Source organism: Streptomyces cadmiisoli, from assembly GCF_003261055.1.
Taxonomy (GTDB): Bacteria; Actinomycetota; Actinomycetes; order Streptomycetales; family Streptomycetaceae; genus Streptomyces; species Streptomyces cadmiisoli.
Map to the genome: position 1 here is coordinate 5,545,830 of NZ_CP030073.1, position 20,257 is coordinate 5,566,086.

Consider the following 20,257-nt stretch of genomic DNA (forward strand, 5'->3'; position numbering starts at 1 on the left):
GATGACGGACGGCTTCATCGAACTCGACCGGGTCGAGAAGGTCTTCGACGTGCGCAGGAAGACCGGTTTCCTCAAACGGGAGCGGCGGCAGGTGCGCGCGGTCGACTCGCTCTCCTTCACCGTGGCGCGCGGCGAGATGGTCGGCTACATCGGCCCCAACGGCGCCGGCAAGTCGACCACGATCAAGATGCTGACCGGCATCCTGACCCCCAGCGGCGGCCGGCTGCGGGTGGCCGGCATCGACCCCTCCCGCGAGCGCACCCGGCTGGCGCACCGGATCGGGGTGGTGTTCGGGCAGCGGACGACGCTGTGGTGGGACCTCCCGCTGATCGACTCGTACCGGCTGATGCACCGCATGTACCGCATCCCGGACGACCGCTACCGGGCGAACCTCGACCGGTGCGTGGAACTGCTGGAGCTGGGCCCCCTGTTGGACGTGCCCGTGCGGCAGCTCTCCCTCGGCCAGCGGATGCGCGGCGACATCGCGGCGGCGCTGCTGCACGACCCCGAGGTGCTCTACCTCGACGAGCCGACCATCGGCCTGGACGTCATCTCCAAGGCGAAGGTCCGCGAGTTCCTGCGCGAGCTGAACGCCGAGCGCGGCACGACCGTGCTGCTGACCACGCACGACCTCCAGGACATCGAGCAGCTCTGCTCCCGGGTGATGGTCATCGACCACGGCCGCCTGATGTACGACGGTCCGCTGGCCGGTCTGCACGAGGCGGGGGAGAGCGAGCGGACCCTGGTGGTGGACCTGGAACGCGAAGTGCCGCCCATCGAGGTGCCGGCGCCCGCCCGGGTCGTCCGGGTGGAGGGGCCGCGGCAGTGGCTTGCCTTCCCGGCCTCGCAGTCCGCGGCGCCGCTGGTCGCGCGGATCGCGGCGGACCACCCGCTGGTCGACCTGTCGGTGCGGGAGCCGGACATCGAGGCCGTGATCGCCCGCATGCTGCGTTCCAGGGAAGACACCCCCAAACCCCCCACGGAGCCGGCTGCCGCGTAGTTTCGGCGGCCGGGAAATCGTAGGCTGATGTGCATGACCGACGAAGCGCCTGAGTTGCGCGCCTCCGACGCCGACCGTGAGCGGGTCGCCGAGGTCCTGCGGGACGCCCTCGCGGAGGGCAGGCTGGACATGGCGGAGTTCGAGGAACGGCTCGACGCGACCTACCAGGCCCGGACCTACGGCGAGCTGGCACCGATCACCCGGGACCTGCCGGTCGCGGGGCAACCCGCCGTCCCGCCGGTCTCCTTGACCAAGGCGCCCGCCGAGAGCGGGAGTTGGCCGGCCCGGGTGGTCGGCGGCGAGGGGTCCTCCAGCTGGGGCGTAGCCGTGATGTCGGGGTTCCAGCGCAAGGGCCGCTGGACCGTGCCGCGGCGGTTCAACTGCGTCGCCTTCTGGGGCGGCGGCGAAATCGACCTGCGCGAGGCGAACTTCGCCGAGCACGAGGTCGTGATCAACTGCGTCACGATCATGGGCGGGGTGAGCGTCGTCGTGCCGCCCGGCGTCGAGGTCGTGGTGCGCGGCGTCGGCGTCATGGGCGGCTTCGACCACCGTGAGGAGGGTGTGCCGGGTGAGCCGGGCGCCCCGCGGGTGATCGTCACCGGCTTCGCCTTCTGGGGCGGGGTCGGCGTGGAGCGCAAGATCACCCGGGCCGAGCGGCGGCGCCTGAAGGAGGAACGGCGGCAGAGCAAGCTGGAGCGCAAGGCCGCGATGCGCGAGCTCCACTCCAGCTCCCAGGAGGACGTCGAGGACGCCCACCGCAGGATGCTGGACGGGCACCGGGACCTGATGCACGACTGGCACGAGGAGCGGCGGGACCGCCGGGAGGAACGGCGCGGGGGAGCGGACTAGGCAGGGGAGCGGACCAGCGGTCCAGCGGAACAGCGGTCCACGGCGCGGCATCGCACCGCCCCGTCGATCGCGCCGCACGGCAGCTCGGCGCCGTGCCGCGCTGTCGCCCTACAGCTTCGCCGGGGCCGACCCCGTCAGGTCCTTCAGGTCGAACTGCTCCGCCATGCGCGCGTACCCCAGGTCGTTGGGGTGCAGATGGTCGCCCGAGTCGTAGGTGGCGCGGAACCCCCGCGGGTCGTACGGATCGCGCAGCGCCTCGTCGAAGTCGACGACCGCGTCGAAGACCCGGCCCGAGCGGATCTCGGCATTGACCTCCTGCCGTACCGCCTCCCGCACGTCGGTGTAGCCGCGGTGCCCCCGGAACGGCATCAGCGTCGCGCCGACCACCTTGATGCCGCGCGCGTGCGCCTGGCGGACCAGGGTGCGCAGCCCGTCGAGGATCTGGTCGGGGTCGGTGACGGGCGGGTTGCGCAGGATGTCGTTGACGCCGAGGCCGATCACGACGACCTTGACGTTGGGCCGGCCGAGGACGTCGCGGGAGAAGCGGTCCAGGCCGCTCGGGTTGTCCGCGGGGCGGCCGTTCCCGCCGGTCAGGATGCGGTTGCCGCCGATGCCCTGGTTGGCGATGCCGTAGCGGGGGAGCTCCTGTCCGGCGTCGGCCGCCCGGCGCAGCCGCTGCGACAGGACGTCGGGCCAGCGCCGGTTGGCGCCCACGGTCGAGGAGTGGCCGTCGGTCAGGGAGTCGCCGAGCGCGACCAGCGTGCCGTGGGACTCCTTGCTGAGCACGTCCAGCGCGGTCAGATAGCGCCAGGCCTCGACCTGCTCGGTGAACGCGGCTCCGGTGACGCTGCCGGCGTGGTCGCCCAGCGCGGCGTAGGAGATCTGGCGGGCGTTCGCGTGCACGGTGACCGGCCCCGGCTCGGCGGGGGAGTACGTGGTGACCAGGACGTCCGTGTCCGGCGGGACGGCGATGCGCACGGGGTCGCTCATCACCTGCTCGCCGGCCGGGACCAGGACGGTGGTGGCGCCGTTGAACGTCAGCCGCCGCATCGTCTCCGCGGCGGCCCATGCGCTGTCGTCCCCGGCGGCGAGGGCGATCGTGGCGTGGGTGACGGGCAGCGGCTGCCGGCCGTAGAGATTGGACAGGGTGATCCGGGCACTCGTACCGCCGACGCTGGTGTGCACGACGTTGCGCACCGAGCGGTCGGTGAGTGCCGCCGTCTCGGTGCCGGGCTCCGCCGCGGCCGGCGACGCCGACCAGGAACCGACCCAGGTGCCGGTGGACGCCGGGGCGGCGGAGTTGTGCGGCGGTCGCGGGTCGGCGACCGTGCGCCGGGCGGTGCCGTCGTCCGCCGCCACGGAGGCGTACAGAGCGGTCGACAGGCCCACGATCAGCGCGACGATCGCGGCGAGCAAGGCATAACCGTGATGACGCCTGGTCATGCGGTGCGTTTCTCCTCGGGCGAAATGGAGCCCGAGGCTCCGAAGTTGATCACCCCATGATGCGACACGGGGCAGGGGGAAGTTGACCAGGTCCCCCCATTGGGTGAGGAGAGTTCACCTGTGAGCTTTCCCCGGCAGGAAGGACGCGGGGAACTCTTCTTTCGTTCCAGTAGTCGGTCAGGAAGGGACAATGTTGCTGTGGGGGATCGGGAACGGGTGGAGCGGATGGACGGTACGAAACCGGAAGAACCGGCCCCTTCAGGGGTGGCCGCGGACGATCGCCCGGTGGCGCCCGGCGCCGCAGGGCCCCAGATCGGCGGCCCTGGCGGCGCCCCCTCGTCGGCGGTCCGGGCGATGACCACGTTCAGCGCCGCCGACGAGGAGAAGCAGCGCGGCGTACGCCGGATGAAACTGACCGCGACCGGACTGCTGCTGTTCGTGGCACTGGTGTACGTCCTGGCCAAATGGGCCACGCACGAGGGCGCGGGCGCCTGGGCGGGCTATGTGGCCGCCGCCGCCGAGGCCGGCATGGTCGGCGCGCTCGCCGACTGGTTCGCCGTCACCGCCCTGTTCCGCCACCCCCTCGGCCTGCCCATCCCGCACACCGCGATCATCCCCACCAAGAAGGACCAGCTGGGTGTCTCGCTGGGCGAATTCGTCGGCGAGAACTTCCTCTCCGAGGACGTCGTGCGTCGGCGGCTGCGCTCCGTCGGCATCGGCAGCCGGCTCGGCGCCTGGCTCGCCGAGCCGCAGAACGCCGACCGGGTCACCGCCGAACTGGCCACCGCCCTGCGCGGCGCCCTGACCGTGCTGCGCGACTCGGACGTCCAGGCGGTCGTCGGCGAGGCGATCACCCGGCGGGCGAACGCCCAGGAGATCGGGCCCGGCATCGGCAAGATGCTGGAGAAGATCGTCGGCGACGGCGGTCACAGGCGGGTGGTGGACCTCGTCGTCGCCCGTGCGCACGACTGGCTGGTGCTCCACGACGAGCAGGTCATGGACGCCGTCCAGGGCGGTGCCCCCGGCTGGACCCCGCGGTTCGTCGACAAGAAGGTCGGCGAGCGGGTCTACAAGGAGCTGCTGCGCTTCGTCACCGAGATGCGCGACATGCCCACCCACCCGGCCCGCGGCGCCCTCGACCGGTTCCTCACCGACTTCGCCACCGACCTCCAGTCCGACACGGACACCCGCGCGCGCGTGGAGCGGCTCAAGGGCGAGGTGCTGGGCCGCGGCGAGGTGCAGGACCTGATCGCCTCGGCCTGGACGGCCGTACGATCCATGATCGTCGCGGCGGCCGAGGACGAGCGCAGCGAACTGCGGCTGCGGGTGCGCGCCTCCCTGCTGTCGCTGGGCGCCCGGATGGCCACCGAACCCAAGATCCAGGGCAAGGTCGACAGCTGGGTCGAGGGCGCCGCGGTGCACGTGGTGACGACCTACCGCAAGGAGATCACCTCCCTGATCACGGACACCGTCGCGAGCTGGGACCCCGAGCACACCACCAAGAAGATCGAGGCCAACATCGGCCGTGACCTGCAGTTCATCCGGATCAACGGCACCGTCGTGGGCTCGCTGGCCGGTCTGCTGATCTACACCGTGTCGCACGCGCTGGGGGCGTGAACGGCCTGATCGAGGGCACTCGGGCGACCGTCCTGCGAGGTTTCCCCGCGAAGAGGAGCCGCCGGTGTCCAGTGCCCAGCCCGCCCCGTCCGGCCGTACCGTGACCACCGCCCTGCCCGCCCGCCTGGACCGTCTGCCCTGGTCACGCTGGCACTGGATGATCGTCATCGGTCTGGGCACCGTCTGGATCCTCGACGGCCTGGAGGTCACGGTCGTCGGCAACATCGCCGGCCGGCTGTCCGAGCCGGGCAGCGGACTGCCGATCACGTCCGCGCAGGTCACCGGTACCGCCGCGGCGCTGTACGTGGCCGGTGCCTGCTCCGGCGCGCTGTTCTGGGGCCGTCTGACCGACCTCTTCGGGCGCAAGAAGCTGTTCATGGTGACCCTCGCCGTCTACCTCGGGGCCACCGCGCTGACCGCCGTCTCCTTCGAGACCTGGTGGTTCTTCCTGTTCCGGTTCCTCACCGGCTTCGGCATCGGCGGCGAGTACGCGGCGATCAACTCCGCGATCGACGAGCTGATCCCCTCGCAGTACCGCGGCCGCGTCGACCTGATCATCAACGGCAGCTTCTGGCTGGGCGCGATCGGCGGTTCACTGCTGTCGATCGTCGCGCTGGACACGGACCTGTTCCCGGCGGACGTCGGCTGGCGCCTGACCTTCGCGCTCGGCGTCGTCCTCGGCCTGGTCATCCTCCTCGTACGCCGCCATGTCCCCGAGAGCCCGCGCTGGCTGCTGATCCACGGCCGGGAGGAGGACGCGGAACGGGTGGTCAGCGCCGTCGAACGGGAGGTCGAGGAGGAAACCGGCCGAGCGCTGCCGCCGCCCGCCCGCGAGATCACCATCCACCAGCGCCGCAGCGTCGGCTTCGGGGAGATCGCCCGCACCGTGTTCGCCACCTACCGCAAACGCTCGGTGCTCGGCTTCTCCCTCTTCATCGGCCAGGCCTTCCTCTACAACGCGATCACCTTCGGCTTCGGCGCCATCCTGACCACGTTCTTCGACGTGCCGTCCGGCAGTACCGGGTACTACTTCGCCGTCATCGCGGCCGGCAACTTCCTCGGCCCGCTGCTGCTCGGCAGGCTTTTCGACACCGTCGGCCGGCGCGTGATGATCTCCTCGACCTATCTGCTCTCCGGCCTGCTGCTGTTCGGCACCGCATGGCTGTTCGACCGCGGCTCGCTGACCGCGACGACCATGACGGCCTGCTGGTGCGTCGTGCTCTTCTTCGCCTCGGCCGGCGCCTCCAGCGCGTATCTGACCGTCTCCGAGATCTTCCCGATGGAGACCCGGGCGATGTCCATCGCCTTCTTCTACGCCATCGGCACCGCCGCCGGCGGCATCAGCGGACCGCTGATCTTCGCCGACCTCACCAGCACGGGCGAGGTCGCGGACACGGTCGTCGCCTTCCAGATCGGCGCGGCGCTGATGTGCGCGGCGGGCCTGGTCGCGGCATTCCTCGCGGTACGAGCGGAACGCCGCTCCCTGGAGGACATCGCACCACCGCTGACGACGAAGGGGGCGGGGGCGGGGTCGGGAGCGGGGGTTGGGTCGGGGACGTAGGGGGTGACGGGAGCCGGTCGGTCGGGGGGCCTGCGGTCGGCCTGGGGCTGGGCCTGGGCCTGGGCTTGTCGGGGTCCGGGTGGGCCGGCCGGGCTGTGTGGCAGTTCGGGGCTGCCGGTCGGGAGGTGGCGCGGCTCGGTGCCGGTGGCCGGTGGCCGGTGGCCGGGATCTGCCGCTCGGGCTGTCCCAGGGCTGTAGTCCGCCGGTCGGACCGCCCGGCGGTTGGTTCAGGCCTGTCGGTCCGCCACGGCCCAGGACGCGAGGGCAACGGCGCCGGCGACGCCGAACACGGCGGGCCAGGCGCCCACCTTCTTCGCGAGCGGGTGGGACCCGGCGAAGGCGGCGACGTACGCGGCCGTCAACGCCCCCGCGGCCTTTCCGCCGGCCCGCTCCTGCCACTGCGCGGCGGCCACGGCCCCCGCGACGGCCAGCACGACCCCACCGAGCGGCCGCTTCCTGGTCCAGCGGGCGACGCCGTACCCGCCGACAAGCCCACCGGCAGCGACGAGCGAACTGGGAACCTTGGGCATGGGGTGCCTCCTGCGTGCAAAGGGGTGCTGGATCCGAGGCTAACGCGCGCACGGCTGGGTCCTCGTCGGAACCCTGGCTCCTCCTCGTCCCACCTGGCGACAGTGCTGAACGCCCTGACGGTTGCCCGAAGAATCAGCCAGGCAGGATGACCAGTAGTCGGCCGGGCGCCGTCTTGCGAGTCACCGAAGCGCGGTAGCCACGAATCTGGACCAGGCTCCGGCCGACACAGCGACCTGGGGACCTTTGGGCACCTTGGAATCGCGTATCAGCACCCCTTTTGGCACAAACGCGGCCTCAACGCACTCAGTGGTGTTGCCGCCGCTGTACGAAGACTTGAACCAGATGCCTTCGGAGGCGGCAGGCTGACGATCGACGGGCATTTTCACAGCTCCTTGCGGACGCGATGGATCATGGCGGACGAAGCTTCCATGTCCAACGCTTGTGCGCGCAGGTACTCGAACGCAAGTCTGTATCGGTCCAGTTCCTCCTCCTTCTCCAGGAAGAGGGAGCCGGCGTGGAAGTCCACGTATACGACGTCGAGGCTTGGTTCCGGTCCGCCAACGATGACGAAGCTTCCGAGCGCAGCAGCGTGGGCTCCCTTGGAGAAGGGCAGTATCTGAAGCGTGATGTGGCTGGATTCGGTTGCCACGAGGAGCCGGTCAAGCTGCTCCTTCATGATCCCGGGTGAACCGACCACGCGACGGATAACTGACTCGTCGAGGATCGCCCAGAGATGAGGCGGGTTGGGGCGAGCCAGGATCTCCTGACGCTTCATACGGATGTCGACGAGCCGCTCAATCGCCTCCGCCTCCAGAGGAACTTCGTTGGCCTTCTGCAGTGCTGTGCTGTAGGCGCGCGTCTGGAGAAGACCGGGGACATAGACACAGGAGAAGTGACTCTCCCGTACCGCGTCGTCCTCAAGCGTGAGCAGGAGATTCATGCTCTCAGGGATGGAGTCCGCGAAGGAGCTCCACCATCCTTGCTGCTTGGCCTCCTTGGCCAGGCGCACAACCGCTGTCCGCTCGGCGTCGGTTGCCCCGTACTCACGGCACAGCGCATCGATGACGATCCACTTGACCGGCCCCGACTGCGTTTCGTACCTGCTGATCGTCGCCTTCGATACCCCGACCAGCCTCCCAGCCTCCTCAAGAGTCAGGGCTTTGCGGGCTCGCAACTTGCGCATCATCGCGCCCAGTTGCCGACGCCGTGTGGTGGTCCGTTCGGGCATGTGACTCCTTCGCGGTGGCCGGGCGGAGGCCCGGAGAACCTCCACAGGCTAGGCAGCCAACGGGTGGCCCGACCATCAGATTCACTCGATGGATTCTCGTGAGAAGTTACACAGTAAGACTTCTCTGTGCGATGCTCGTCTCGCAGACAGCTACGCAGCGCAGTCGTGAGATCACGGACGGCGCAGGGATGCGTGGCGAGGGAGGGAGAGATGGTTATGCACGGACACGAGGTCAGCGAACTGCCGCTCCGCTACGTCCTGCCGTTCTATGCGGTGCCAGCCGAGGTACGTCTACTCCGCCGAGCTGCCTTACGGCAGATGCGCGACTGGGGAGTGCTGGCAGCCGTAGATGACGCGGAGCTCATCGTCACGGAATTGGCGACGAACGTCATGAAGCACGTCGGCGAGGGTGCTTCAGCGACCTTGGTCCTTGAGCGGAGAGGCGACCGGCTCCGAGTCGAAGTCCACGACATGAGCAAGGCAATGCCATCCCCCGGGCCAATGGCCTGTGGCGATGAATGCGGGCGTGGTCTTCATTTGGTGGCGGCACTGGCGGCCGACTGGGGCACGGCGCTAACTGCGACGGGCAAGTCAGTTTGGTGCGAAATCCCTGCTGGTGCGGGACGGGGACGCCTGGGCTTTGAGCGAGCTGCAGCGGCTCTTGACAGCTATCAGAGTGTCGGCAGCAGTGCGGCTCCCGGGGGACCAGCGCCCGATGCGGGGCGCGAGCAGTCGGTGGTTGAGCTGATTGCAGACCTTCTGTACTGGAGCGCTGCACGTGGCGACGAACCAGGCGAGATCCTCGATCGCGCGCAGACGCGTTACGAAGCCGAAGCGGGGGCGGCTCAGTGAGCGGACTTCCGTATCAGCTCCCGAAGAGAGCTGGGTGTGCGCCAGGATTCTCCGGGACGGTTCCTGTGACACATTCGGTGGCAGTTGGCGCACAGGCACGCGAGATCGTCAAGTTTGGTCTCCCGGGTCCCGGAGACGTGCAGGGGAGTGACATGGTGGACTTCGATGTAGCCGTCGCCCAGGTCACCGTAGGTGCGGGCGAAATCGAAGTCGCAGACTTCACAGCGGAGCTGTCGCCCGAGTCGCCTGGCCTGTTGGACCTTCATCGCGCGGAGCTTCGGGTCTCGCTCGCGAGCGAGGGCGCGGCGCACGAGGAGCCGGCCCTCGATGGCTGTGGTGCCAGTCTCGTCGAGTTCGTCAGGCTGCGGTGCAACGCGCTGGAGCTCCCCAGAACCGATGCCTTCCTCGATGGCATGCGCGGCCTGGAGCATCTCGGCTTCCCGCTGGGTGAACGCCGCGATCATGAGCAACGTGGGCTTGCCACACCGAGTGGCTTTCCCTGTGTACAGCCCATGGTTCGTCATGAAGTCCGTGGTCTTACGGCTCACACTGTCCGGAGAGCGGAAGCCCGGCAGGGCGCGTGCGTCCGCGTCGTGGATGGGCAGGGAACGAAGCAGCTCCGAGAGCTCTTGGACCTCCCGGGCGCCGGTCCGCAGCTCGCGCCAGGCGTTCTTCACGACGAGCGCGCCGGCCAGCACCAGCTCGTCCTCGGTCCACGCAGGTATCCGCACAGGCAATATCGTATGAGTGTTCGGCACGCTCGGGGGGTGTGTTCGGTGAAGTACGGGACGTGCTGCACACTTAGGGGTCTCGTTGTCAGTGGGGTCTGTCACCCTCAGTGATGGTGGAACGCATGATGTGTCTGCCGCTGCACGGCTGTAAGGAGGGGCATGACCCGCACGAACAGGCTCAAATACACCTCTGTGGAGATCTGCGCCGGAGCCGGCGGACAGGCCGTGGGCCTGCATAACGCCGGCTTCAAGCACACGGCGCTGATCGAGATCGACAAGGACGCATGCCAGACCCTCAGGACGAACATCGCACGGAACAGCGAGTGGGATGGCTGCAAAGTCATCGAAGCTGATCTGAAGGACTTCGAGGCGGAGGAGTTGGGGCTGAAGCCAGGAGATCTTGATCTTCTGGCGGGTGGCGTGCCCTGCCCTCCGTTTTCGGCAGCCGGAAAACAGCTAGGAGCTGACGACGAGCGCGATCTTTTCCCAACCATGCTCAGCCTCGTGGATGACCTGGAACCCAAGGCCGTCATGATCGAGAACGTGCGTGGTCTGCTCGACCCGAAGTTTGCCGAGTACAGGCAGAGCATTGTGAAAAGGCTCGAAGCCATGGAGTACGAGGTGTGCTATTGGGATCTTCTTGAAGCCAAGAACTACGGGGTTCCGCAACTGAGGCCCAGGGCCATCCTGGTGGCGATGAAGCCGCGGTACGCCAAGCACTTCCAGCACGCCAAGCCAGAGGAACGCGAGCTTGTGAGCGTGGGGCAGGCGCTTCACGACTCCATGCGCGCACGTTATGACGCCGTTGCAGGTGATCACAGGGCCGAGCTGGCTTTCAAGCGATGGTATGAGAAGGCCCTGGAGGGCGTGGCACCCACGGTCGTCGGCGGTTCCAAGAAGCATGGTGGCGCCGACCTCGGTCCCACCAGGGCGAAGCGTGCGTGGGCAGATCTTGGGGTATGCGGGCTCGGGGTGGCGAACGAGCCGCACGAAATGAAGGACGCGGAGCGTGACCTTTTTGCTTCCGCCGGTCCCAAACTCACTGTGACGCAAGCTGCCCTCGTACAGGGGTTCCCCGAGGACTGGAAGTTCCACGGACGCAAGACGGCTGCATATCGCCAAGTTGGGAATGCGTTTCCGCCCCCGGTTGCCCAGGCGGTCGGGGAACAGATCTATGCCGCTCTCGAGGCTGCTGCTGAGACAGAACAGTCCACAGGGGCAGCGCTCCCTTAACCCTGCGCCTTTCTAAGACGGCTCACGGTCGCTGCAATCTTGACGGCGCAGGCGTTGGCTGGGTCGTGCTCCCAGAAGCGGAGCACGGTCCAGCCTGCCGCTCGGAGCTGTTCATTGGTGTCTCGGTCTCGGGCCATATTGCGAGCGACTTTGTCGGACCAGTAGCCCGGGTTCGTACGTGGTGGGACGTAGTGCTCGGGGCAGCCGTGCCAGTAGCAGCCGTCGATGAACACGGCTAGTTTTGTAGAGCGGAAGACGATGTCGGCGGTTCGGCGAAGATCTGGCAGTGGTTTCGCGGCGACGCGGTAGCGCAAGCCCTGAGCGTGCAGCAAGCTGCGGATCTGCCGCTCCGGCTTGGTGTCGCGGCTGCGTATAGCCTGCATGTTGCGGCGTCGTGCTGCAGAAGACGCCCAGGATCCTTCGGGGGCGATCCACGCGTTTCCGGCGGTACTGTCAGTCTCTTTCTGCATTCCTATCTCCGTCCGGACGTCTCAGTCCGCTACCTCGGCATATTTCTTCGTCTCTGGCAGCAAGGGAGCCCGCTCTTCCGGATCATCGGGACCAGCCTCAACCCACCGTCTGCCTTCCAGTACGACACCGGGCTGACCATCGTGGTGCGCTTTGGCCTCGACAACTCGAATGCTAACGTTCTCGCCCTCCTGAGGAACAGGGAGCCCGAGCTGGGCAGCGACAGCCTGGTGATTAGGGTAGTCGCCACAAATCAAGATCCCTTCGGCGCGCAGTTTTTCACGGGCACCGCCGTTGTAACGTACGCGTTTCATATAGTCCTTCTGCTGCGCGACAGTTCGCACTACAGTACGGCTTATGCGGCGCTTTTGTGCGCGGCGGAACAGTTCGTTGACTCTCGCCTGCCCGGGACTTCGTTTCGAGTTGGAACCGGCTACGAAGATCGCTGCTCGGATTTCCGGGCTGATATGTAGAAGAAGATTTTCCTCTAGGGCCTCCTTGTGCCAGAGCCAGCTGACAAGCGAATGATGCGCCTTAGTCAGTTGGAACTTTCCGTCACGGTTTCCCTTCTTTGTGACATTTCCGCTTGTGGTGAGTTTCTCACGGTTGGCACGCAACAGGCCGGCGCTCCACAGGCTCTGGTGATCGTCGGCCCAGACCACGAGGCAAATTTCATCCAAAGCCTCCGGTGGGATCATCCACCCGTACAGCTTCTGTGAGAACTTACAGTCGACCTCAATGCCCTGGATCAGGTAATCCATGTCAGTGCCACTAGCGAATCCGAATTCGCGCAGAAGATTAATTTCTACCAGCGTGCCTGCGTGTGTCTTTTCTGTCTTGTGCAATTCATGCCAGTCGTACCGCCCTGTGTGCTCACCGTCGAGGAGCTGGTCGATGGTCTGCCGCAAAATGCGAGCGAAGCGCTCGCCCTTTGGGTCGAGACTCAGCAAGTGCTCGCGCACGAGCATCAATTCAGGGTCATCATGTCCACTTGGTGTGGGGGCGAAATGTTCGAACAGCGTCACGAGAAGGCTCCGGGTGGCAGGGGCAGTTTCGAATCGCGGCAGACGGTGTGAGCAGAGGCGTTGAAGGATCTCGTTCTTCTGGCCCATGGGCCCTGCGGCCGCCCTTGACCCGGACTCGTCCAACATGGAGAAGAGGAGGGTCCGGGAGGGCGGGTACGGAGGGTGTTGGGCGCCAGCGGCGAATGCCGAGCCTGTGGTGAGACAGGCCCGTCCCGGTGTACGTCGGGTGAGTTCAGCGCCAAGCGTCCGATGGGCCGAGTCAGAGAGCAGGGGTGTCCTGGCGACGTCAGTCCGCCGACCCGTGACACTCCCCATAGACCGCCCCCGACCCGCACCAACACCCCGCCCCCGTCTGCGGGGGCCAAGCTGTGGCCCTGCCGCGGGCTGCCAGCGTCGTCGCGTACTGGGGGAGCAGTGTCGCGTCGTTCGGGGAGGAGCCCTCCGAGGCGGCGAACGCCTCGTACGAAGGGACCGTGCCCGTCACGATGCCCAGGTTCGGCGTGCCGGACGCCGACAGTTCCCGCAAGGACGCCTCTATCGTCGCGAGGTGTTCCTCGTGGGTCGGGTACTCCGCGTCCAGGGACGGGTACGCGGACAGCAGTTCCGTCAGTTCGCCCGCCGGCCAGTGCAGCACCGCCACCGGGAAGGGGCGGGACAACGCCTCGCGGTACGCGCCCAGTTCCGCGCGCAGGCGGGAGATCTCGGCCTCCAGTTCCGCCGGGTTGTCGGAGCCCAGGGACCAGACCCGCTTCGGGTCGTGGAGCTCGTCCAGGGACACCGGCATCGAGTGCAGCGTGTCGGCCAGGGTGTCCCACTCGTCGTGGGCGACGCCCAGCATGCGCCGTACCCGGTGGCGGCCGAAGAGGAGCGGGTGCGTGGCGCGCGGGGGCTCCGCGCCGTCCGTCAGGAGCAGCCGCGCGCCCTCCGTGAACGTCTCCTGCGCCGCTTCCAACTCGTCGTGGGACTCCAGGGCTTCGGCGATGATCACCCAGGGGGCGGGGTCCCGCGGAGCCGACATCCGGACTCCCTCGATGATCGCCCGTGCCTCCGCCTCGTGGCCGTACTCCCACAGGTTCGAGGCCTTCAGGGCTCGGATCAGCTGCGGGTTCTCCAGGCCGTCCGCGGAGGACAGCAGGTGGTCGTAGAGCGCGGACGCGGCGGGGCGGTCGTCGGCCAGTTCCAAATGGGCCGCGGCTCGCAGCAGGAGGGCCTCGGCATCCTCCGGGTACAGGGCGGCGGTTCGCTCCAGGCGGGCCGCTTCGGCGTGGTGGTCGACGTTCTCGGCAGGCGTGTCGGGGCGCATGGGGGACACCGTACTGCCGAGAGGTGACAAAGGGGCGACAAGTGTCCGGGCCGCCCGGGAGGTGGGTGCCGCCGGGCTGCGGCACAGTGAGGAGACGGGCCGGGAGACGGGCCGGGAGACGGGCCGGGAGACGGCGAAGAGACGGGTGAAGAGATGCGCGAGGACATGGGTGATCTTCTCGGGCGGGCCCGCGTCGCGACCCGGCTGCCGGCCGGTGATCTGGCGCGGGCCCGGCGCTTCTACTCGGAGATGCTCGGGCTGGAGCCCGTCGACGAGCGGCCGGGCGGGCTGCTGTACCGGTGCGGGGGAGTCGAGTTCGTCCTGTTCCGGTCCGCCGGGGCCTCCCCCGGGACGTTCACGCAGATGGCCTGGCAGGTCGACGACATCGAGACCGTCGTGTCGGTGCTGGAGCGGCGGGGCGTGGTCTTCGAGGACGTCGACCTGCCCGGGATGCGGACGCGGCACGGTATCGCCGAGATCGAGGGCAACTACCCGAGCAAGGGCGCACGCGGTGAGCGCGGCGCCTGGTTCCGGGACAGCGAGGGGAACCTGCTCGGCGTCGGGCAGCCCGTCGTCTGAGGCGCGGACCGGTCGGTTCCGGCCGCGCCGAAGTCGGGAGCGGGTCCCCTACGCCGTACCGGGGTGGTGAGCGGGCTCTCCGGGGCAGTCACGCGTACGCCCCGGGGCTGGTGAGTTGAGGGTCCGGCGCTTATCGTGCGGGCGGCACCGGCCGAGGAGGCGTCCGTATGCGGCTTCACGTCGTGCACCACGGCACACGGCGCAGGCGCGCTCTGCGGCGGCGCGTGCTGTGGACCGGTGGTGAGGTCCTGCTCAGCGTCGGCGTCGTGCTCCTGCTGCTCGTCGCGCACCAGCTGTGGTGGACCAACCGGCAGGCCAGACAGGGCGCCGAGCGGGAGGTCCAGGCACTGGAGCGGCAGTGGGACGGCGGGGGCGGCCACGCGGGTACGGACCAGCCACCCGCCGCGTCGCCCGTTTCCCCGGCCACGTCCACCCCTTCCACGCCCTCTCCAGCCTCCTCCGCCGAGGGCCGGTCCGCCGGCGGTGGCCGCTCGTCGGCCGGTGGCGACGGACGCCCGCGCTGGTCCCGGGCCTACGCCATCCTCACCGTCCCGCGCCTCGACCTCCGCGTCCCCGTCGCCGAGGGCGTCAGCAAGCCCGACGTCCTGAACAAGGGGTACGTCGGCCACTATCCCGGCACACAGCAGCCCGGCCAGGCCGGGAACTTTGCGCTGGCCGGGCACCGCAACGCCCACGGCGAACCCTTCCGGTACATCAACCGGCTGCGGCCCAGGGACGTCATCGAGGTCGAGACGAGAAGCGCGGTGTACACCTACGCCGTGGACTCCACCCTGCCGCAGACCTCCGCCCGCGACTCGGGCGTCATCGGGCGGGTTCCCCGGTCGGGCGTCAGGCCCGGTCACGGCTACACCGACCCCGGATACTTCATCACCCTCACCACCTGCACCCCCGAGTACACCTCCCGCTACCGCCTGGTGGTGTGGGGCAAGCTCCTCTCCATGCGGCCGCGCTAGAGGCTCGGTCCGCACCGCGTCACGCGCGCTCCCGCAGCACCAGCACGCTCACCGCCGCCAGCAGCGCCAGCCCGGCCGACACCAGGATCGCGATGTTCGCGCCGTGTGCGAGGCCGCCGTTCGACGAGGTCACGAGGGCGATGGTCAGGGCCACGCCCGCGCAGGAGCCGATGTAGCGGAACGTCTGCTGCGCGCCGGAGCCCATCGCGGCCCGGGCGGCGGGCACCGACTCCACCGCGAGCAGCGGCAGCGCCGCGTTGAGCAGACCGCTGCCGACGCCGGCGATCACGAAGCCCGGCAGCAGCCGTACCCAGGATCCGGAGCCGACGGCGCCCAGCAGCGTCAGCGTTCCGGCCGCGTGCAGGACGAAGCCGATCGCGAGCTGGGCGCGCGGCGGTACCCGCCCGGCCAGTCGGCGGGCCTGGAGCGCCACGGCGAACGACAGCCCGGACCACAGCAGGAACAGCAGCGCCGTGGCCATCGGGGAGAGTCCGAGGGACCGCTGGAGCAGTGCCGGCAGGAAGCTGAACAGGCCGATGACCGCGAGGCCGGTGAACAGCCCGCCGGAGGAGGAGGCCAGGAAGCGCGGGCGGCGCAGCAGAGCGAGGTCGATCATCGGGGTCCGTACCCGCCGCTCGACCGCGACGAAGAGGCCGAGCAGGGCCACGGCCGCCAGCAGCAGCAGTCCCACAGGTGCCCGCAGCCAGCCGTCCCGGCCCAGCGTCAGTGCCGCCACCAGGGCGATCAGGGCCAGGCCGAAGGTGAGGGCGCCGCCGAGGTCCGGTCGGCCGCCGCGCGGGGCGCGGCTCTCGGTCAGCATCCGCGCGGACAGGGCGGCCACGACCAGGGCGGCGCCGCCCAGCACCGCGAACGCCGTGCGCCAGCCCGGCAGGGCGCCCGCGACGACCGGGCCGATCGCGATGCCGCCGCTCACGAACGCGCCCCACACACCGGTCGCGTGCAGACGGCCGCGCGCTGTCGGGAACGCGTGGACGATGAGGCCCAGGCTGCTGGCGAGGAGGGCCGCGCTGGCCGCGCCCTGGGCGACCCGGGCCAGGGTGAACGGCCAGGTCGAGGTGGCGAGGGCGCCGAGCGCGGTGGTGATGCCGAGGGCGAGCGTGCCGGCGACGAAGATCCGGCGGCGGCCGTAGTCGTCGGCGAGGCTGCCGGCCACCAGGAGGAGGGCGGCGAGGCCCAGCGGGGTGCCGTTCAGGAGCCAGGCCTGGGCGGAGAGCGGGGTGTGCAGCGAGGCGGCCACTTCGGGGAGCGTCACCAGCGGCGCGGTGTAGGTCATCAGGGCGACGGCGGTGGCGGCGCTGGTCAGGGCGAGGGTGGCGCGGGGGTGGGTGCGCTCCGTCGCGGGCGCCGCGGTGCGGGGGCCGGTCGCGGTGAGAGTTCGTTCATTGAACCTAGGCATGTGTCGTACCGTAGCATCCTGAGTTCATTCATTGAACCAAGACCTCGCAAACTGGCTAAGGTGGGCGTCATGGCACTGGGCAAGGACTACGCGACGCAGGAATGCTCGATCGCCCGCGCGCTGGAGATCGTCGGGGAGCGGTGGACGCTGCTCGTCATCCGCGACGCGCTGTACGGCGTACGGCGCTACAACGACTTCCTCGTCCACCTCGGCATCCCGCGTGCCGTCCTCGCGGCCCGCCTCCAGACGCTCACCGCGGAGGGGATCCTGGAGAAGCGCCGGTACCAGCAGTCGCCGCCGCGCGACGAGTACGTCGTCACGGACCGCGGCGTCGCCCTGTGGCCCACCCTGCGGTCGCTCGGGCTGTGGGGCCGCGAGCACTACGGCGAGCCCGCGCTGCGGATCTTCCGGCACGCGGACTGCGGCACCGAGATCGGTCGGTACGGCGAGTGCCCCGCCTGCGGAACCTTCGTGGCCCTCGGAGACGTCCTCATGGTGCCGGGCCCCGGCGCCGACCGGAACCCGGCCGACCCGGTCAGCCGCGCGCTGCTGAAGCCGAAGCGGATGCTGGAGCCGATCGAGATGGACGCGGCGTAGCGGCGCAACGGCTTGCGGGCGGCGGGGACGGAGGTCCGGTACGGCTCCGAAGCCCCGGTCGACCCGTACCATCCGTACAAGCGAAGGGCCGTACGGCCCGTACAACCGAGTGGCCGTACGAGAGGAGGAGCAGCCGTGATGCGCAGCTGGGCGAATCAGCGTCCCGTCGCCGCGCTGCTGCCGCTTCTCCTCCAGCTCGCGCTGCTGGACACCGGCAGCCTCTCCGCCACCGTGGCGCTCGCCGCGACCGCCGCGGCCGGGTCGGCGCTCGCCGTGTGCGCGCTCGTCTCCGCGCGCTGCGCGCCCACCGTGCCGCCGACCCGTGTGCGCACGGCCATCCGTGACCGGGACCGGCGTACGGCCTTCCTGCCGCAACGCGACCCCGACGCCAGAGGGCGAACCCGCCCCAGGGCGCCCGGGCACGCCCTCCCGACGACCGTCGCGTAGGGCACGGCTCTCTCACCGGACGACGACGTGACCCCGCGCGGGTCGTCATGCCGATCTCCCCATCGATCGCACGACGAGACCCACGACGGAGGGCTCACCCATGTCCGTTTTCGCCAACCTGGTCGAGCAGCTCGCCGAGCTGCTGGAACCGGTCTTCCACGCCTCCGCGGCCGCCGCCGCCATCGTCCTGTTCACCGCGCTCGTACGGCTGCTGGTGCATCCGCTGTCCAGGGCGGCGGCACGGGGGCAGAAGGCGCGTACCGAGCTGCAGCCGAAGATCGCCGAACTGCGGAAGAAGCACGGCAGGAACCCCGAGCGGCTTCAGCAGGCCGTACTGGAACTGCACACGAAGGAGAAGGTGTCACCGCTGGCCGGGTGCCTGCCCGGCCTGCTCCAGCTGCCCGCGTTCTTCGTGCTCTACCACGTGTTCTCGAACCGGACGATCGGCGGCGAGGAGAACTCGCTGCTCGGCCACCGGCTGCTGGACGCTCCCCTCGGGCACCGCTGGGTGGACGCCCTGGACGACGGCGGGGTGTTCGGTGCGGCGGGGCTGGTGTACGTCGGGCTGTTCGCTGTCGTCATCGCCGTGGCCACGTTCAACTACCGCCGCAGCAAGCGGATGACCGCCGCCCAGGCACTGCCGGCGGGCGGCGGTGAGCAGGTGCCCGGGATCGGGGCGGTGGTGAAGGTCATGCCGTTCATCTCGTTCTTCACCGTGGTGACCGTGGCGGTGGTGCCGCTGGCGGCCGCGCTGTACGTGGTGACCAGCACGACGTGGAGCGCGGTCGAGCGGGCCGTCCTCTACCGGTGAGCGCCGGCGGTCCGTCCTGAGGCCCGGGGACCTGCGGCCCGCTCGCGGTCCAGTACGTGAACGGGGTATTGCGGACTGCACCACGACCTTGGAGGATCGACCAGTCCTCCGAGGGCCGGCGGCCCGCCGCACCCGGGCCGTGTGCTTCGGAGGGCGGCCCACGATCGAGGGAGATTGTGATCATGAAGCTGCTGCGAGTCGGGACGGCCGGGGCGGAGCGGCCGGCGCTGCTCGACACCGAGGGCGTGCTGCGGGATCTTTCGGTTCTCGTGCCGGACATCGACGGCGCACTGCTCGCCGACGCCCCCGCGCTCGACCGGATCCGGGCTGCCGCCGAGGCCGGGGAGCTGCCCGCGCTGGACGCGGAGGGGCAGCGCGTCGGGCCCCCGCTGGGACGGATCGGCAAGATCGTGTGCATCGGGCTCAACTACCACGACCACGCGCGCGAGACCGGGGCCGAGCCGCCCGCCGAGCCGGTGATCTTCTTCAAGGCGGCGGACACCGTGGTCGGCCCGAACGACACCGTGCTGGTGCCGCGCGGGTCCACCAAGACCGACTGGGAGGTGGAGCTCGCGGTCGTCATCGGCCGTACGGCGCGCTATCTGGAGTCGGCCGAGGAGGGGCTCGCGCACGTCGCCGGGTACGCGGTGGCCCATGACGTCTCGGAGCGGGAGTTCCAGATCGAGCGGGGCGGCACCTGGGACAAGGGCAAGAACTGCGAGACGTTCAACCCGCTGGGTCCGTGGCTCGTGACGGCGGACGAGGTGCCGGACCCGCAGCGGCTCGCGCTGCGGCTGTGGGTCAACGGCGAGCTCAAGCAGGACGGGACGACCGCCGAGCAGATCTTTCCCGTGGGCGAAGTGGTGCGCTACGTCAGCCAGTTCATGACGCTGTACCCGGGCGACGTGATCAACACGGGTACGCCGGCGGGTGTCGCGCTGGGGAAGCCGGAGCCGAAGCCCTATCTGCGGGCCGGGGACGTGGTGGAGCTGGAGGTCGAGGGGCTCGGGCGGCAGCGGCAGGAGTTCAAGGACGCCTGAGACGGATGCGGCCGGGTCTTGCCGGCCGGGTCCTGCCGGTCAGGTCTCCGGGAGGCGGTCGACGACCTGTACCGGCGGGGGATTCGCCGGAGTGGGCACCTGGACGAGGAAGGGCACGAACGCGATCTGCCCGTCCCTGTGCACGGGGCGCTGCGAAACGCGGTAACAGACGATCCGGTTCGGGTCGTCCGTTGTCGCGTAGCACTTGAGGTTCTGCGGCGGCGCGGCCCGGGAATCGATGCGAGAATGCGCCGCCGTGGTGCCGGAATCAGTCCGCGATGCGCTCTGCCCGGCGAATCCGGCCGCCCCGCCGACGGCCAGGCAGCAGCATATTGTTATTTCGGCTCGGACCATTCGCAAGGTGATTCCCCCTTATGCGATTCCGGCCCTCGGATTCGAATCGAGCCGGTCAACTTTCTGAGGGTTTCCATGATTTGGGGGACTAAACTTCAAGCGTGAACGAAGGCATGATACGGAGTCGCGGTGGTGCGGCGACCCCAGATGCGTCAACAGAGTGACGGAGTTAGCGTGTTGCGGGTCCGGGTTTGTAC

The 20,257-nt window shown here is 69.3% G+C and carries 21 protein-coding genes; 12 read left to right on the forward strand and 9 right to left on the reverse strand.

Features of this window, described 5'->3' with window-relative positions; genetic code table 11:
• Position 1: 1 nt before the first annotated feature.
• Positions 2 to 1,000: an ABC transporter ATP-binding protein gene (locus DN051_RS24205; protein WP_112439489.1), complete on the forward strand. Its 999-nt coding sequence runs from the start codon at positions 2 to 4 to the stop codon at positions 998 to 1,000.
• 33 nt (positions 1,001 to 1,033) lie between these two features.
• Positions 1,034 to 1,849, forward strand: a complete 816-nt coding sequence (locus DN051_RS24210) for a DUF1707 SHOCT-like domain-containing protein (protein WP_053761613.1) — start codon at positions 1,034 to 1,036, stop codon at positions 1,847 to 1,849.
• 108 nt (positions 1,850 to 1,957) lie between these two features.
• Here DN051_RS24210 and DN051_RS24215 read toward each other — a convergent pair whose 3' ends face one another.
• Positions 1,958 to 3,292, reverse strand: coding sequence for an SGNH/GDSL hydrolase family protein (locus DN051_RS24215; protein ID WP_112439490.1), 1,335 nt, complete (start codon positions 3,290 to 3,292; stop codon positions 1,958 to 1,960).
• Positions 3,293 to 3,517: 225 nt separating this feature from the next.
• On the opposite strand from DN051_RS24215, the gene DN051_RS24220 reads away from it, so the two are divergent.
• The gene (locus DN051_RS24220; protein WP_112442402.1) at positions 3,518 to 4,909 is read left to right on the forward strand and encodes a DUF445 domain-containing protein; all 1,392 of its coding nucleotides are present in this window, start codon (positions 3,518 to 3,520) and stop codon (positions 4,907 to 4,909) included.
• Between the two features lie 64 nt (positions 4,910 to 4,973).
• Entirely contained in the window at positions 4,974 to 6,470 is a 1,497-nt protein-coding gene (locus DN051_RS24225; RefSeq protein WP_199314663.1) for an MFS transporter, read from the forward strand.
• Positions 6,471 to 6,697: 227 nt separating this feature from the next.
• Here DN051_RS24225 and DN051_RS24230 read toward each other — a convergent pair whose 3' ends face one another.
• The 3 genes from DN051_RS24230 to DN051_RS24240 all read right to left on the reverse strand — a co-directional run bounded on the left by DN051_RS24230 (position 6,698) and on the right by DN051_RS24240 (position 8,229).
• On the reverse strand, positions 6,698 to 7,000 hold the full coding sequence (locus tag DN051_RS24230) for a hypothetical protein (RefSeq protein ID WP_053762976.1): 303 nt from the start codon (positions 6,998 to 7,000) through the stop codon (positions 6,698 to 6,700).
• 180 nt (positions 7,001 to 7,180) lie between these two features.
• Positions 7,181 to 7,381, reverse strand: a complete 201-nt coding sequence (locus tag DN051_RS24235; protein ID WP_112439491.1) for a DUF397 domain-containing protein — start codon at positions 7,379 to 7,381, stop codon at positions 7,181 to 7,183.
• Between the two features lie 2 nt (positions 7,382 to 7,383).
• Entirely contained in the window at positions 7,384 to 8,229 is an 846-nt protein-coding gene (locus DN051_RS24240) for a helix-turn-helix domain-containing protein (RefSeq protein ID WP_112439492.1), read from the reverse strand.
• Between the two features lie 216 nt (positions 8,230 to 8,445).
• Here DN051_RS24240 and DN051_RS24245 point away from each other — a divergent pair, with 216 nt between their 5' ends.
• Positions 8,446 to 9,081 (forward strand): ATP-binding protein, encoded by a 636-nt coding sequence (locus DN051_RS24245; protein ID WP_112442406.1) that lies wholly within the window; start codon positions 8,446 to 8,448, stop codon positions 9,079 to 9,081.
• Here DN051_RS24245 and DN051_RS24250 read toward each other — a convergent pair.
• Positions 9,075 to 9,812 (reverse strand): HNH endonuclease, encoded by a 738-nt coding sequence (locus DN051_RS24250; RefSeq protein ID WP_112439493.1) that lies wholly within the window; start codon positions 9,810 to 9,812, stop codon positions 9,075 to 9,077. The genes DN051_RS24245 and DN051_RS24250 overlap by 7 nt on opposite strands.
• A 159-nt stretch (positions 9,813 to 9,971) precedes the next feature.
• Between DN051_RS24250 and DN051_RS24255 the strand changes: the two genes are divergently transcribed.
• Positions 9,972 to 11,045 (forward strand): DNA cytosine methyltransferase, encoded by a 1,074-nt coding sequence (locus DN051_RS24255; protein WP_112439494.1) that lies wholly within the window; start codon positions 9,972 to 9,974, stop codon positions 11,043 to 11,045.
• On the opposite strand, the gene DN051_RS24260 is transcribed toward DN051_RS24255, so the two are convergent.
• The 3 genes from DN051_RS24260 to DN051_RS24270 all read right to left on the reverse strand — a co-directional run bounded on the left by DN051_RS24260 (position 11,042) and on the right by DN051_RS24270 (position 13,841).
• On the reverse strand, positions 11,042 to 11,428 hold the full coding sequence (locus DN051_RS24260; RefSeq protein WP_246041124.1) for a very short patch repair endonuclease: 387 nt from the start codon (positions 11,426 to 11,428) through the stop codon (positions 11,042 to 11,044). The two genes, DN051_RS24255 and DN051_RS24260, sit on opposite strands and share 4 nt — an antisense overlap.
• Positions 11,429 to 11,536: 108 nt before the next feature.
• Positions 11,537 to 12,481, reverse strand: a complete 945-nt coding sequence (locus DN051_RS24265; protein ID WP_112439496.1) for a NaeI family type II restriction endonuclease — start codon at positions 12,479 to 12,481, stop codon at positions 11,537 to 11,539.
• 343 nt (positions 12,482 to 12,824) lie between these two features.
• Positions 12,825 to 13,841, reverse strand: a complete 1,017-nt coding sequence (locus DN051_RS24270; protein WP_112439497.1) for an SEC-C domain-containing protein — start codon at positions 13,839 to 13,841, stop codon at positions 12,825 to 12,827.
• 165 nt (positions 13,842 to 14,006) lie between these two features.
• Here DN051_RS24270 and DN051_RS24275 point away from each other — a divergent pair, with 165 nt between their 5' ends.
• Positions 14,007 to 14,420 (forward strand): VOC family protein, encoded by a 414-nt coding sequence (locus tag DN051_RS24275; RefSeq protein WP_234389064.1) that lies wholly within the window; start codon positions 14,007 to 14,009, stop codon positions 14,418 to 14,420.
• A gap of 167 nt (positions 14,421 to 14,587) precedes the next feature.
• Positions 14,588 to 15,394, forward strand: a complete 807-nt coding sequence (locus DN051_RS24280; RefSeq protein WP_053762980.1) for a class E sortase — start codon at positions 14,588 to 14,590, stop codon at positions 15,392 to 15,394.
• 19 nt (positions 15,395 to 15,413) lie between these two features.
• Here the strand turns inward: DN051_RS24280 and DN051_RS24285 are convergent, their stop codons facing one another.
• Entirely contained in the window at positions 15,414 to 16,811 is a 1,398-nt protein-coding gene (locus tag DN051_RS24285) for an MFS transporter (protein WP_053762981.1), read from the reverse strand.
• Between the two features lie 69 nt (positions 16,812 to 16,880).
• Here DN051_RS24285 and DN051_RS24290 point away from each other — a divergent pair, with 69 nt between their 5' ends.
• The 4 genes from DN051_RS24290 (at position 16,881) to DN051_RS24305 (ending at position 19,706) form a co-directional block, all read left to right on the forward strand.
• Positions 16,881 to 17,408 (forward strand): winged helix-turn-helix transcriptional regulator, encoded by a 528-nt coding sequence (locus DN051_RS24290; RefSeq protein WP_112439498.1) that lies wholly within the window; start codon positions 16,881 to 16,883, stop codon positions 17,406 to 17,408.
• Between the two features lie 138 nt (positions 17,409 to 17,546).
• Positions 17,547 to 17,855 carry a DUF6412 domain-containing protein gene (locus DN051_RS24295; protein WP_107094115.1) on the forward strand — a complete coding sequence of 103 codons (309 nt, stop codon included), beginning with the start codon at positions 17,547 to 17,549 and terminating at the stop codon, positions 17,853 to 17,855.
• 100 nt (positions 17,856 to 17,955) lie between these two features.
• On the forward strand, positions 17,956 to 18,666 hold the full coding sequence (locus DN051_RS24300; protein WP_053762984.1) for a YidC/Oxa1 family membrane protein insertase: 711 nt from the start codon (positions 17,956 to 17,958) through the stop codon (positions 18,664 to 18,666).
• Between the two features lie 182 nt (positions 18,667 to 18,848).
• On the forward strand, positions 18,849 to 19,706 hold the full coding sequence (locus tag DN051_RS24305) for a fumarylacetoacetate hydrolase family protein (protein WP_112442408.1): 858 nt from the start codon (positions 18,849 to 18,851) through the stop codon (positions 19,704 to 19,706).
• The last annotated feature ends 551 nt before the right edge of the window (positions 19,707 to 20,257 follow it).